Origin of the sequence: Alcanivorax xiamenensis (assembly GCF_009846745.1) — a bacterium.
GTDB lineage: Bacteria > Pseudomonadota > Gammaproteobacteria > Pseudomonadales > Alcanivoracaceae > Alloalcanivorax > Alloalcanivorax xiamenensis.
Window position 1 is genome coordinate 18,512 of record NZ_AQPF01000020.1, and the last position, 13,088, is coordinate 31,599.

Here is a 13,088-nt window from a genome sequence, read left to right on the forward strand (position 1 = left end):
ATCACCCGAAAGGGGCCGGTAGTCTTGCGCGGACAATCGATTAAGGACAAAGCTCGACGCTAACCGCGCGGAGCCGGATTGATATCAAGGGACGATACTGTGTCGCATGTCAGCCGCATGTCGAAAGTGCTTTGGGGGGAAGGTCTGTTCCTCCGTCCACAGCATTTTCAACGTCAGGACACTTACCACGAGGCGCGTCTTCATCACGTCGCGCAAAGCCTGCACCCCTATCCCTGGGGTATCCGCCAAATCCGCCTGGATCCGCGCGCGCTTGAAAGTGGCGCGGTTCGTCTTCTGGAACTGTCTCTGGTGTTCCCCGACGGCGAAATCTACCAGGCACCCGATGCCGACGCTCTGCCCGATCCTCTGCGCCTTGAAGAACTCCCCGCGGGTGTATCCAGCACGGTAATCCATCTGGCGCTGCCGCTGCTCAAGGAGCATGGTGGCAACTGCAATGACGATGGTGGCAACGCCCGCTTCACGCAGGCATTGCTGGGCACCGCCGATTTGTATACTGATTCCGCCCAGGCTGAACTGACCTATTTGAAAAAGTCCGTGCGGTTGCTCACCGATGACACTCCGCGCGACCGTTATCTGACCGTGCCTTTGTTACGGGTCAAGCGCATCTCTACTGGTGGGTTCGAGCTGGACGACACTTTCATGCCACCGTGTCTCCATCTGGATGCGTCCGATTATCTCACTCGTCAGCTGCGTGGTCTGTTGGACGCCTTGCAGGCCAAATCCGAGGCTCTCGGTAACCAGCAACGTCAGGCCTCCCAGGGCCTGATCGAGTTTCGCTCTTCGGACGTGGCGTCATTCTGGCTGTTGCATACCGCGAACACCGCCTATGCCACCTTGTCGCATTTCTTCGCTCAGCCCAAGTTTCATCCGGAGCGGCTCTATCAGGAGTTACTGCGCTTGGCCGGGAATCTGCTGACGTATTCCACACAACATGGTCTGGCGGATCTTCCCCAATATCGCCACGAGGCTCCTGATGAAGCGTTCGCGGCGCTGTTCCATTTGGTGCGGGACCTGCTCGATACAGTGATTTCCACCCGCCACTTCGCCATCCCGCTGACGGAAATCAAACCGTCTTACCATCGTGGCATGCTGGATTCGCAGCGAATTGATGCCCAGACCGCGCTCTATCTGGGCGTCGCCGCGGATATGCCCGGCCAGGAGCTGGTGGAAACGGTACCTGTCCGGTTCAAGGTAGGGGCACCGGACGATGTGGAGAAGTGTGTTCTGGCCGCCATGCCGGGCGTCAAACTGATCCATGCCAACCAGATTCCCGCCGCCATTCCGGTCCGTCCCGGCAGCTATTATTTTTCTCTGGAGCCCCGCGGGCCGCTGTATGAGCGAATGCTGAAGGGGCAATCGGTGATGGTCTATGTGCCTACCGGGGTACAGGATCTGAAACTTGAATTGATCGCGGTGACGTCATGACCGAAGGCCCTTCTCTCTCCGCTCGCCCTTCCCTGACCGGCGCCGCCACCGCGGACACCAGTAGCGTGCCACGTGATACCGCCGCCGGCGGCCGCCTGCTGGATATGATGTTCGACGGTTTCTATTTGCTGGTCCTGCTGAAACGAGGTCAGCTACCGAATCATGCGGAAACCTTTGCCAGCGAGATTCAGAGTTTTCTGGAGGGGGTGGAACGCAGCGCGATGAAGAGCGGCATCGCCTCCGAGGATATCTATGCCGCCAAATACGCCTTCTGCGCGGCGGTGGATGAAGTCATTCTGTCACAGCCGGGCGCCCTCCGCGATGAATGGGAGCGCCATCCGTTACAGCTGCGTCTGTTCGGCGACCATCTGGCGGGGCAGCACTTCTTTGACTATCTGGAAGACTTACGTGCCCAAGGCGCGCCCAGATTGGCCTCGCTCGAGGTGTACCACTATTGCCTGCTGCTGGGATTCGAAGGCAAATACCGGCTCGACGGCACTGAAAAGCTGGGCTACCTGATTGCCCGTCTCGGCGATGAGATCGCCTATTTGAAAGGGCAGCGCAACGGCTTCGCTCCGCACTGGGCGCCACCGGACAACGTCCGTCATACCCTGCGCCGGGTGGTGCCGCTCTGGTTGCCATTGATGTTCCTCGCCGGCTTCGCGGTACTGGCGTTTTTGGGTCTGCGCCTGACACTAAATCAACAGACCGAAACCAGCCTGGCGGCTTACCAGGACATCGTGCAAATGCCGGAACGCACCGCGCACATCACCATCACGCTGCCTTGACGCGGCGAACGCCACGGAGTCGTGCCCCGTTATGGATCATTGGCAAGATTTGATCAGCCCAATTCGAGACGACGCCCCCGCCGGTGACGATCTGTCTTTTTCGATGGAGTTCGATGCCATTCAGGAAGCCCGGCGCGCTGACGATCCCACCCTGGATCAAGGGGATTGGGTCACCGATATTAAATACGCGGATTGGCCCGGGGCGGCCAAACAATGCCGAGAGTTACTGCGGAATCGCACCAAGGATTTGCGGGTAGCCTCCTGGCTGGCGGAGGCCAACACCCAATTGCATGGTTTTGCCGGCCTGGCTGGCGGCTATCGCTTGATCGCTTACTTCTGCGATCACTATTGGGACACCGTATACCCGATGATGGACCAGGGCGACGCGGAAGAACGAGTGGGCAATCTGGTCTGGCTGCTGACCCAGTCACAGCAATGGCTGCGTACTCTACCCCTGGTGAACGCGCCGCAGGGACGCTTCGGGCTCAACGATTTCGAGACGGTGTTCTCCCGGTCGGAAAATACCGAGCAGGAGGCTGGCGACCATCCAGACCAGGATCAGTTGCAAGCCGCTCGGCGGGACACCTCACCGGATTACTACCGGCGTCTGCTTGAGGAAATTCCTGACTGCGGTGCCGCGCTACGCGAACTGCGGGATGCGGTGGACCGACATCTGGGCGTGGATGGTCCCAGTTTCAGCGCGGCCGAGGATCTGCTGACGTTGCTGAGCCAGACCGCCCGGCGCTTTGCCCGGGATGCTAATGTGGAAGTTCCGGGCGAAGACACCGACAACGGCTCCGGCGACCCCAATCCGCCAATTATCTCCGACTCACCGGCGGCCAATCACGGTGGTCCGATCCAAACACGCCAACAGGCACTGGAACAGCTGCGTGAGGTAGCGGCCTTTTTTCGCCGCACAGAGCCCCATAGCCCGGTGGCCTACCTGGCCGAACGCGCCGCCCGGTGGGGCGAGATGCCTCTGCATCAATGGCTGAAAACAGTGATCAAGGACGACAGTATCCTGTCGCAGGTGGAAGAATTACTGGATGTGGAGCGGGATCAGGATATGAACTGACCCCGCTCTCCGAGCGTGGTCAGAGAATGCGGAATTCGATGCGCCGGTTACGCGCGCGCCCTTCGGCTGTGGCGTTGTCCGCCACCGGTTCATCCGGCCCTTTGCCGACCACCCCCAGCCCCTCCTCACGCACACCCTGCTCGATCAAGTAACGACGCACCGCGTCCGCCCTGGCATAGCTCAACGCCACATTGCTCTGACGGCGGCCGACATTATCCGTATGACCAATGATCTGGACATGGGCCTCGCCCATATCGCGCATCACCTCGGCCATCTCATCGAGGATGCGTTGTCCGTCAGGCGTCAGCCGGTCACTGCCGCTCTGGAACCGGATCAGGCGATCCGCCAGAGTATCGTCCAGACGTTGTTGGCGGGACTCTCCAAGACGCAGACTGTTGGTCACCGTGTAGTCCCGGCTGCTCGCCATGCTCAGGGCACTGGCGACGCGCTGACGCAGAGCCTCGTTATCCACTTCTCCCGTGATGCGGACACTCTGGCCTTCGATGCTGATCTCGCCGCCGCGGATCGATTTGAGTTCCGGCGACAACATATTGGCCACGTATTGCCCCCAGTTCGGCGGCGCGGGCACCGCTTCCACCTGGATGCGATCCACAACCCGTTCCTCACCGTAAATATCGTGCAGACGCTCCAGCACCGCCGCCCGGGTGGCTTGATCCGGAACCACGCCCTTGGCCACCACCGGCGGCAACGAAGGCTTCTCCGGAGCCTCCTCCGCCTCCTGCGCGAACGACACTTGCATCAAGCCGCCGCACAACAACGTCAATATCCCTTTGCGCCAGCTCATATTTCACCCCCGAGAAAGGTTTCCATGAAAAAGCGCCGGGCGCTGCCCAGGGACAGATCGCCACGGTCGATGTAGCTGGCGAGCCGGTTCAAGCTGACATTCATGGCCATATAGTCCTCTACCCAGTCGGCATCCTGCACCGCGATCAGATGGGATTCCGCCACGTTCGGATCCCATACCGAGCGTAATATTTGATGATCAGCGCCATTGAAGCCGACGATCATCGCCGGTGTCTCGCCACCGCGAATCAACACCGCCAGTTCGAAATCACCGCGACGAACAAAACCGGTCAGCATGTCCAACCACCAGGTCGCTGTCAGCGCCTGCGTTTCCGCCTCCGCCGGCAGGGGCAGGATCAATCCCTTGTCGATGCTGACTTGTTGCTGGCTCATCAACGGTTGCAGCAATAGCCCCAGCGCCGGCAGGCTTCGTTTAAGCGCGACCGAGGGGTATCCTGCCCGGCGCATGCTGCTCTCAAGTCCGGCCAGCGTCTCCTGCTCAAGCAATTGTTGAAAACGGCTCTCAAACGCCTGCGGCTGAACGTCCACGGTGAAATCCCGTTGCCCCAGTTCCACCAATTCCGAGGTCGCGTCCTTGCTATGAACCGCCCGGCTCGATTCCGCCGCCAGTTGCCGCCAGGCCGGAAACAGCGCCAACGGGCTGCGGGCGATGAATCCGGCGGTATCCGTCACCTGCAGCCGTACCGCCGAGAGGAACGGATAACGGCGCTGGGAAGCGTCGCAGCTGGGCAGCATATGGCCGGCAATCGCCAGTTGGCTGCGTGAGCCGAGAAACGCGAAGTGGAGCCAGGGCGCCTGATCGTACAGTGTTTTCCAGTCCGGATTATGGCTGAACTGATCCAGGCTGCCGGCCGCCCAGCGGTCCAAGAGCGACATCAGGCGATGTTGATCGCTACTGCGAACAAAATCCCCGCGAGAAGGCAGCTTGCCGAAGTATCCTGCCTGTACGGTTTGCGTATCCGCCGTCTCACTCATCCTCGCCTCCCTGGCTGGCAAGCTGCTTGTCCGCGCCTTGTCCGGCAACGATCCGAGGCAATCTCAACCCTCGCTGCCAGCTGTCACTGTCGCTACCGGCCCCCGCTCTGCGGACAGTGCGCATTTCCATGGAAATGGACACCGTGCCTTTACTCCAGGTCACCGTGCTGCTGTCGGACCGGCTTTGCAGCCTGGCCGCGTCCATCAGTTGAGCGAAACCGTTCTCTCCGGGGAAGTCTGCCAGCTGCACCTGGCGCCCGTCGCTGGTGGTGGCCACCAGCTTGGCCCCCGGGGTGGCGCCACGATTGGGCCATTGCATGGTTTCCCATTGCGGCGGCGTGTTTCGATAACGCAGCGACTGGCCATCGATTTCCAGCACGTACTCCACCGCGCCAATAGCCGGCGCCGGCAGGATTTGGAAGATGGTGACGTCGGTTTCACCGGCGCCGCCACTCTGGCCGCTCACCCAATCGCCATAACCGCTGACCAGTTCGGGGGAAAGACGGATTCCCATTCCGGCCCAGCGACGTGGTGTCAAAACATTGCCCCGTTGAATCACCAGGCTTCCCAGTGCCTCCTTGTTGAAGGTGGCGATGGCGCCGGAAGGACCAAAGATCGTCGCCACCTCGGTTTTCGGCGCGTCCTCATCGGCGCTCAGATCGAAGGGGAATTGCTGGCCGATGCCCTGATCAAACGGTTGGTATACCTGGGCTTGCCAGGTCCGGTTGATTTCGTTTTCGGCCGCCGGAACCAGCGCCGCGAAGGTCTGCGTGAGCGGTTGCAGCAACAGCGGCCTGAGCGCCTGTTTTTCTTCCGCGCCCATCCCGGTGAGCAACTGCTCGTCCACCAGCCGCAAGGCGGAGCTCAGTTCCGATCCCTGATTGCTCAGCGTTTCCTGCATCAAAGTGCGGGCGCCGGGGCCAGGCACTTCCGCCATTTTGATGTCGTTCAGACGGGAGCGTGTCGCCGCCAGGGCATCGAAATAGGCATCAATGGCCGGGGCTTGCCCACCGCGTTTCTCCATCAACTGAGCAAACCCTTCGAAGGCCTTGCCTACCGGCCCCAACGGCGGCAGCATGGCCTCCCCGGTTTTGTCGTCGATTTCGAAGGACATTCCGGACATACCCGCCGGAGCACGCCGCAGGATCACACGCTTGAACCAATTGACGATACCGCTGCTCTGCTCTGAACGCTCACTGACCCGGGCATACAAAGCTCTCGGGTTATCCCACACGGTCTGCTCGTGCACCGCTTGCAACAGGGCTTTCAACGGAGAGCTCTCGCTGTTGCCGAGCCGATTCATGGCGCTGGTGGCGTCATCAAAGCCGGATGAGAAACCCGCCACGCTGACGCCACGCAGGAAGCGCTGCCATTCCGCGGCATATTCCTGCTTGTAGAGCGCGGTGAGCTGACGGGCGATGTGTTCCGGACTGCCGGCCAGGGAGAGATCACTCTGCTCAGTGGTGTCGAGCACCCAGTCCGTGGTGTTGAGCTCGGTATTGGCGGCTTCGTGGATGGCGTCCTTGATGTAATCTTGCCAGGCTTCCCGCGAGAATGCCCCGGAAATGGCGTAGCTGCCGTTCAGCAGGTTCTCGCCGTTGGCGCCGGCCAGCAAGGAGTTCACCGTAATGGTGGAGAAACGGGCGGCGGCACGGGCCTTGATCTGGGCGAAGACCCTTTCCATCGCCGGCTGCCCTTGCATCACGCCACGCAATGCCTGACGGGTGTCGTTGACCAGGGAGACACGGGTGTCGATCTCCGGCCACCCCGACTTACCGGCGTTGGCGACATAGAACGTCATTAGTTTTTCCGCGGCCCGCGCCACATCCTCATGGCTCATCTGCCCCCGGTTGGCGTCGAGCCAGCCACGCCAATAACGGGTCAGTTGGTTGGCCAGATGGGTTTGTTCCACCCGTTCATGATCGCCGAGCATCAGATAGGCTTTGAGCGCATTGTAGGCCTCGGCCGGATTCCTCGGCGAAGGCGGTACGTACAAGGTGGTGCGCGCTTCTTCTCTGTTTTCCTCCATGGACAACTGGTCGGCGTTCGCCACCACCTTGCCCAGATATTCTTCCAGGCGGGCCCGGGTCGGCCGCACCATCACCTGGTCCATGCCGGCGAAGTATTCCCTCCATAGGGCAGCTTCAATGTTATCGCCCTGATAAAGCCCCATGGTGGTGGTGATGCCGCCGTCACGGCGGTACTGACGCAACTGCTCCAGCCGGTCCTGCAGCAATAGCAAAGCGTCGATGCGGGATTGCAGGTCGAGCCGCCCCTCCTGGATCTGAACCGCCTGCTGCAAGTCACGGGAGGCGTTCGCCACCAGTTGCCGGTTGGTGGTGTAAGACCATGCCCAGGTGCCAAGCAGCGCCGCCACCACCAGGGCCCCCGCCAGAAAGGCACCGTAACGCATGCGGGTACGGTAAGGGCTGGAGTACTGACGAACCAGTTCCTTGTCGGCGAAGATCACTTTCCGAAACAGGTCCTTTAGAAAATGGGCCTGATCCGGTTTGCTGCTGGTCGGTTCGTCCTTGTCTTGCCGCGGCGCCAGGGAAAACTCGTCGGCAATTCGTTCGGAGGCATGCAGTACCGTTTCCCCTTCGTGCAACGCACTGGTGAAGTAGAAACCACGGAATACCGGTTTGAACTGATACGGATTGTCCTCGAACAGACTGGCGATAAAGGTCCGCAATACCGGCTTCAGGCTGACGAATTCCAACGGTAGTGTCAGCAGGCCCGGCGCCACCTCCCTGCCCCTTTGCATCGCCATGTGCGAGAGGCCCATTTCCTTGAGACCTTCCGCCAGTTCATCGAAGTGCTGGTCGAAAATCGACAGTTCGTCCACCTGGGCCTGGGGGTCATAGGGCAAGGTAGCGCCCCACACTTTTTCCCGCTCGGAGGGGTCCAGACCGCTGAAGAACGACATGAAACCGGCGATCAGATCGGCCTTGGTAAAGACCACGTACACCGGCGCGAACACTTCCAGCCGTTCGGTCACCTCCTGCACGCGCTGGCGCAGATTGCGGGCCAACTCGATGGCGAATTCCGGCCGGTTTCCGGACAGCTCGGCGATACTGGCGGCGATGATAATGCCGTTGATCGGCGCGCGCGGGCGGTGTTTTTTCAACAAGTCGAGGAAAGACAACCACTCGCCACGGTCCTCGCCGCCCACCGAGTAACGTCCGGCGGTGTCCAGCACAATACCCTCGGCGGTAAAGTACCAGTCGCAATTGCGAGTGCCGCCAATCCCCTGCACCACGCTGTTGCGATTGTCTTCAAACGGAAATTTGAGCCCGGAGTTAAGAATGGCGGAGCTCTTCCCTGCCGCCGGATTGCCGATGATCACATGCCACGGCAGCTCATAAAGCGCCGCCTTGCCTTTGAGAACGCCCAAACGGGAGGATTTGATGGCTTTGACCGCTTCCTGCATGCGGCCACGGACCTCCTCGATATCACCCCGGTCCTCCGCCTTGGCATTGCGGGAAGCGCGCTCGGCCTGCTCGTTCATCAAGCCGTCGATATCCCGAGTGGCACGCCTTTCCCGCCAGCGCCGTATTGCCCAGCGGATCAGCGCGAACAGTCCGAGCACCAGCGCCACGACCAGCAGTACAAAACCGATCTGGCTGCCAGGGTCTCCGCCCCGCCACAATAAGAAAATCCCGATCACCAGCGCCAAGACCGCCCACAATCGGTAATTGATCAACCAGGCGCCCAGGCTGGCAAGCCCCTTTCTCATGCCCGACATAAGTGTCCTTACTCCGGTTCCGCTGCCGCCGTCAGCGACGGCTTGGTTTGATTCTGTTGTGCCCGCGCGGCGCTAAACACAGCCACTTGCCGGCCTCTCTCTTCATCCACGAACAATACTGCGACGCTTTCATGACCCTCACGTAACGCCTGCCACACCAAAGCCAGCATGACCGCCGGCGTGGCACCCTCCAGCGCTCCGGTGCGCCCCAATGCCAGTAACTGGCGGCTGGCGTCCAGTTCCGGGTTTAAACTCAGAGCCAGCAACGCCGCCTCCTCGAAAGAGCCGGCGCGATAATCCGCATTACTGATCAGCAGTCCCGGCCGCGGATGATCCGCCGCTTGCTCCGGGCGCAATGCTTCCGCCAACTTCCGAGCCCGGGTCTGCGCACTCTCCGCCCCCTGGCAGGTCACCTCATAGGGGCCCCGGCAGGACATCCTTGCGGTGCCGGTTTGGCCTGTCCCCAGCAGCACACCGGCGACCCCCTCTCCGGGGATCACGCCTTCAGGGGTGCGGCTGGTCATCAATGCGCCTCGCTTCTGCAAAGTCTGCATTCGCGCCGGATCGATCAACGAGTCCGCTGCCAGCCACAGTTGCCACTGCTCTTCCCTGTCCGGCCGGGCCAGCCGACGCCAGAATGCCGTTCCCGTACGGGTATCCTCGAACTGAAACCGCCAGTTCAGGCCCACCGCCAGGCCCAGGTCCTCGATCCGGCCGCGCATCATCTTCTCGCATAGGGGCACCAGTGAAGGAGAGGCCGCCGGCAACGTCACCGACACCAGTACCGGTGTTGGCCGCATCGGCGAGGAGCGATGCCTCAGGCCCGCGATGACGCGTTCATCCGTGGGCCCCTCCTGCTCCGGAAGAACGGCGGCCAGTTCCATCAGCAACTCATCAAATACGGGAAGCAGCAATGCCAGGCTACGACGGGCCGACTCCTCCACGGGCAGGGTCATGCCCGCGAGCCGGTTCAGCTCCGATGTCACCGCGTCCAGTGAGGCCGCGGTCAGCAGCGGTAGCGGCGCGGCGAATAATGGGAGTCCCTGGGCGTCACGCAAAGTGCCATGGAGCTTCGGCGCTTGCGGCGTCATCAAACCTTGCAGCGCTTCTTCCGGTGTTTCACCCGCCGGCAAGCGCAGCGCCGCGGCAAGCAGATTCAGACTGGTCTGCTCGGCATCCGGTCTTTCGGGGGACTCCGCTGGCGTATCCGCTTTATCGTTGGCGGCGGCCCGACGGTTACTCCGCCAACGTGCCACTGCCCATAGCAACACCAGCACCACCAGTGGCGCCAGCAGAAGCCAGCCCACCGCCTCGCCTACCCCGGGATCGGTGTTTCGGATGCGCCAGAAGAGAATCGTCCCTCCCCAGAACAGGGCGAAGACAACAATGACCAGCACGATTCCCTTCAGTGTTTTACCCAAAGTCACCAGTTCTTCCCGAAACGTTTTTGCCATTCATGTTTAATTTGCAACGGGGCAGGCATCGGGCTTCACCCCCAAGTCATGAACCACCCGGCCTCCGGAGGGGGATTGGGACAAGCAAAAGTGGCTGGAATACCATCGGCCGCTACGGTCATCCCCAACGCGGGAGGTGTTCATCTGAACTGAATAGATTAGCCCTGAATGAAGTTGTTCAATGGCAGGCGGCAGCTCATGCATCTGTGCATCTACATTCTCGAAGGCCTGACGCCAGAGAATACAATCCTTCTTATTGATAACTGGCCTGGGAGCATCAATCCCGTCCACCCAAAGGATCTCCCCTTTTTGCCCACCCTGATCAAGGCGGGAAACTTGAAGAAAGCTCACCGTCCAATCCGAGAACCCTGAGTCCTTCAACGCAAAACAAGGAACGCCATTTTGATCCAGAACACGGGCTGTCCCTCCATAGTGAGAAACACTCGCAAAACAGCCGTTTAGAAGAATCAGTGCAGGGATTAACAAGACGAATTTCCTCATTCGTTCTCTCCATACTGATAATAATCGGCGCTGCGTTCCTCAGATCTCTTCTCGCGGCGTGCATCCCGTCTTTCCTTTCCGCCGCCGGGCAAATTGGCCACGTCACCGGGGTCACGCAGAAAATTTTCCAGAATCATTTCAAGCAAGGGCAAATGGGAGAACACCTTATAACGGTCCTGAGCTACCCCATATCGGTTGCCAAGAACTTTCAGCGAGAAATAGTCACCTATGATGTCGCCCTGCTGTTCCATGTTGTAATCGGAAAACCGTGCGGCAGGGTCGGCATCATACTCATAGGGCATGAGCCACCCGAGAGGGTTACCGCGCTTCCACTTTACCGGAAACCCCAACTGGTACTGCCAGACATGGGTCATTTCATGCATGAACCAAATCTGCCCCGAAGGACCAGAATCACGATCATTAGAGAAATCTTGTTTGAATTCCTTCGGATTGAAATACATCTCTCCATTAGGGGTCATTGCCGTATCGTTGGGCTGCAGCCCAAACCACAAATACTCGCCGTTGTGGACGCGGACCCGTCCGTAGTCGATGGAATCACCAAATATCAGCCGGGCCATGGCGATTTCCCCGGAGGTCAACCCTCGTGATTCGCCTTCCGGCGTGGCCACGGTGGCCAACGAGCTGCCCACCTGCTGGTCGCTGGTGGTTACATTGTCCACGTCGACCTCCAGACTGGATGCCTCATGCCCGTGTCGTTGATCACCGCAGCATTCCGGCCGCGAGGAGGAAAGTGTCGCCTTGACCACTTTTCTAGGCTGGTCGGTTTCAACACGACGGCTGCGCCCGTCATCATCGGTTTCCCCTTCGACCACGCTGCCGTCGTCCATTTCCAGCCGGTAGCTAACCCCGGCCAGGGGCGCTCCCTTGGCGTTGACGAAACGTATTTGCTCATCGTATCGGGAAGTGCGGGCACCGATGACCGCGGCGGAAACGCCCACGACCGTGGCAAGACCGGCAGCCACCGCGCCGAGATCGCTACCTTTTTTACCGCCACCGGCATCCACCACGGACCCTGCCTGACTGGAAATCAGGGTCGCGCCGCAAGCGGTCTTGTCACCATGGCGGGCCACGGGCTGGCCGTCGACGAGATTGGTGGGATCGCCAGTGGCGATGGTGGTGATGATGGGGGAAGGGCCGTGTTTGGGGCAGATGACCTTGTCGCCGACCCGGGCCACTCCCTTGCCGTCGATATCGGTGGTGGTGGAAGCACCGATGACGGTGCCGCCATGGTCGGTCTTGTCACCCAGTACTATGATCGGCCGTGACATATCGCCAATCCTCACATCCTGTGAACGGAATCTTTCCTTGCGCCGGTACCGGATCGCTTGCCGGCCAGTAAACCGTGGGGAAGTATATCAGGGTTCCACCTCGGGGAACCAATCGCGTTGGCATTGTCGGGAAATGGACGGTTGGTAAATGGACGGGCCCTAGGAACCATTCCGGGCGTCGAGCCGGGCCTGACGCGCCCGCCGGGCCGCCAGGCAGCGGTCACGCGACTCCACATGGACGTAGTCCTTGAGGTTGGTCCAATCCCCTCCCCAGGTTAACCCCGCCTCCTTGGCCAGCTCTCCGTACAGGAAGTAGGCCTGGCGGGTCCACGCGTCCTCCATGTCCCATTGCAGCATGCCGTCCCTGAGCGGCGCGCTGTCCACCGCCAGTCCATATTGGTGGCAACTGCGCCAGGCTCCGGCCAGACTGGCCCCCTTGCCCATCAGTTTCTTCTGCCGTTCGGCGTCACGAAACCCCTCCACCAGCACCATTTCGACGCCGTATTGCTGTTTCATCACCCGGTAGATCGCCAGTACCCGCTGGCGCAGAGCACCGTCGACCTTGTCCCAGCGGCGATCAGCACTGATCACCTCCGGATGGAATCGACGCATTTCGGCATTGGTGAAAACCTCCGGAGGCGGCGCAGGCGGCGGCACCAGCCTTTCGCCGCGCAGCAGTTCCGCGATCATCGAGTGGGATTCCGCCAGATCGGTGCCGCGAAAGGGCTTCAGCTCCACGTTTTGACGCAGCGAGACCACCAGCAGCGGCGGCACCACCAGAACCAGCGCCACCACCACCGCCAGCACGCCATGGCGCCGCATCTGGTCAGGCAGGCGCCATCGGCGCGTTGGCGCGGCCCTCATCCCCCGTCTGCGCTCGGGTAGCATCCACCAGCCAAGCCCGAGGCACAGCAGCAAAAACAGTGTGATCAGCACTACAATCAGAAACACGGCATGCCTTCCATGTCGATACCGTCGTTGACGGCACTC

10 protein-coding genes are annotated in these 13,088 nt (G+C 60.7%); 3 read left to right on the top strand and 7 right to left on the bottom strand.

Annotated features, from left to right (window positions below; genetic code table 11):
- The first annotated feature begins 117 nt into the window (after positions 1–117).
- From tssK to tssA, 3 genes are read left to right on the top strand one after another with little or no spacing between them, the layout of a single operon-like run.
- Entirely contained in the window at positions 118–1,446 is a 1,329-nt protein-coding gene (gene tssK / locus A6D6_RS12730; protein ID WP_133490771.1) for a type VI secretion system baseplate subunit TssK, read from the top strand.
- Positions 1,443–2,234: a type IVB secretion system protein IcmH/DotU gene (gene icmH, locus A6D6_RS12735; protein ID WP_159660933.1), complete on the top strand. Its 792-nt coding sequence runs from the start codon at positions 1,443–1,445 to the stop codon at positions 2,232–2,234. Before tssK ends, icmH begins: the two co-directional genes overlap by 4 nt.
- A 31-nt stretch (positions 2,235–2,265) precedes the next feature.
- Positions 2,266–3,309 (top strand): type VI secretion system protein TssA, encoded by a 1,044-nt coding sequence (gene tssA / locus A6D6_RS12740; protein ID WP_133490769.1) that lies wholly within the window; start codon positions 2,266–2,268, stop codon positions 3,307–3,309.
- 19 nt (positions 3,310–3,328) lie between these two features.
- Here the strand turns inward: tssA and A6D6_RS12745 are convergent, their stop codons facing one another.
- The 7 genes from A6D6_RS12745 to A6D6_RS12775 form a co-directional block, all read right to left on the bottom strand.
- Positions 3,329–4,114 (bottom strand): OmpA family protein, encoded by a 786-nt coding sequence (locus A6D6_RS12745; protein WP_133490768.1) that lies wholly within the window; start codon positions 4,112–4,114, stop codon positions 3,329–3,331.
- Positions 4,111–5,109 (bottom strand): type VI secretion system-associated protein TagF, encoded by a 999-nt coding sequence (tagF, locus tag A6D6_RS12750; protein ID WP_133490767.1) that lies wholly within the window; start codon positions 5,107–5,109, stop codon positions 4,111–4,113. The genes A6D6_RS12745 and tagF overlap by 4 nt, the downstream gene beginning before the upstream one ends.
- The gene (gene tssM / locus A6D6_RS12755) at positions 5,102–8,854 is read right to left on the bottom strand and encodes a type VI secretion system membrane subunit TssM (RefSeq protein WP_159660934.1); all 3,753 of its coding nucleotides are present in this window, start codon (positions 8,852–8,854) and stop codon (positions 5,102–5,104) included. Before tssM ends, tagF begins: the two co-directional genes overlap by 8 nt.
- 8 nt (positions 8,855–8,862) lie before the next feature.
- Positions 8,863–10,308: a hypothetical protein gene (locus A6D6_RS12760; RefSeq protein WP_133490765.1), complete on the bottom strand. Its 1,446-nt coding sequence runs from the start codon at positions 10,306–10,308 to the stop codon at positions 8,863–8,865.
- A 6-nt stretch (positions 10,309–10,314) separates the two neighbouring features.
- Complete coding sequence (locus tag A6D6_RS12765) at positions 10,315–10,809, bottom strand: hypothetical protein (protein ID WP_133490764.1); 495 nt, start codon at positions 10,807–10,809, stop codon at positions 10,315–10,317.
- Positions 10,806–12,098, bottom strand: coding sequence for a PAAR domain-containing protein (locus A6D6_RS12770; protein WP_159660935.1), 1,293 nt, complete (start codon positions 12,096–12,098; stop codon positions 10,806–10,808). The genes A6D6_RS12765 and A6D6_RS12770 overlap by 4 nt, the downstream gene beginning before the upstream one ends.
- A gap of 159 nt (positions 12,099–12,257) precedes the next feature.
- A complete protein-coding gene (locus A6D6_RS12775; protein WP_133490762.1) occupies positions 12,258–13,049 on the bottom strand; it encodes a M15 family metallopeptidase in 792 nt (263 codons plus the stop codon).
- Between the last annotated feature and the right edge of the window lie 39 nt (positions 13,050–13,088).

Excerpts from the sequence above, each read along its gene's own strand:
- tssK (WP_133490771.1), top strand. The coding sequence starts at position 118 with ATGTCGAAAGTGCTTTGGGGGGAAGGTCTGTTCCTCCGTCCACAGCAT.
- icmH (WP_159660933.1), top strand. The coding sequence starts at position 1,443 with ATGACCGAAGGCCCTTCTCTCTCCGCTCGCCCTTCCCTGACCGGCGCC.
- tssA (WP_133490769.1), top strand. The coding sequence starts at position 2,266 with ATGGATCATTGGCAAGATTTGATCAGCCCAATTCGAGACGACGCCCCC.
- A6D6_RS12745 (WP_133490768.1), bottom strand. The coding sequence starts at position 4,114 with ATGAGCTGGCGCAAAGGGATATTGACGTTGTTGTGCGGCGGCTTGATG.
- tagF (WP_133490767.1), bottom strand. The coding sequence starts at position 5,109 with ATGAGTGAGACGGCGGATACGCAAACCGTACAGGCAGGATACTTCGGC.
- tssM (WP_159660934.1), bottom strand. The coding sequence starts at position 8,854 with ATGTCGGGCATGAGAAAGGGGCTTGCCAGCCTGGGCGCCTGGTTGATC.
- A6D6_RS12760 (WP_133490765.1), bottom strand. The coding sequence starts at position 10,308 with ATGGCAAAAACGTTTCGGGAAGAACTGGTGACTTTGGGTAAAACACTG.
- A6D6_RS12765 (WP_133490764.1), bottom strand. The coding sequence starts at position 10,809 with ATGAGGAAATTCGTCTTGTTAATCCCTGCACTGATTCTTCTAAACGGC.
- A6D6_RS12770 (WP_159660935.1), bottom strand. The coding sequence starts at position 12,098 with ATGTCACGGCCGATCATAGTACTGGGTGACAAGACCGACCATGGCGGC.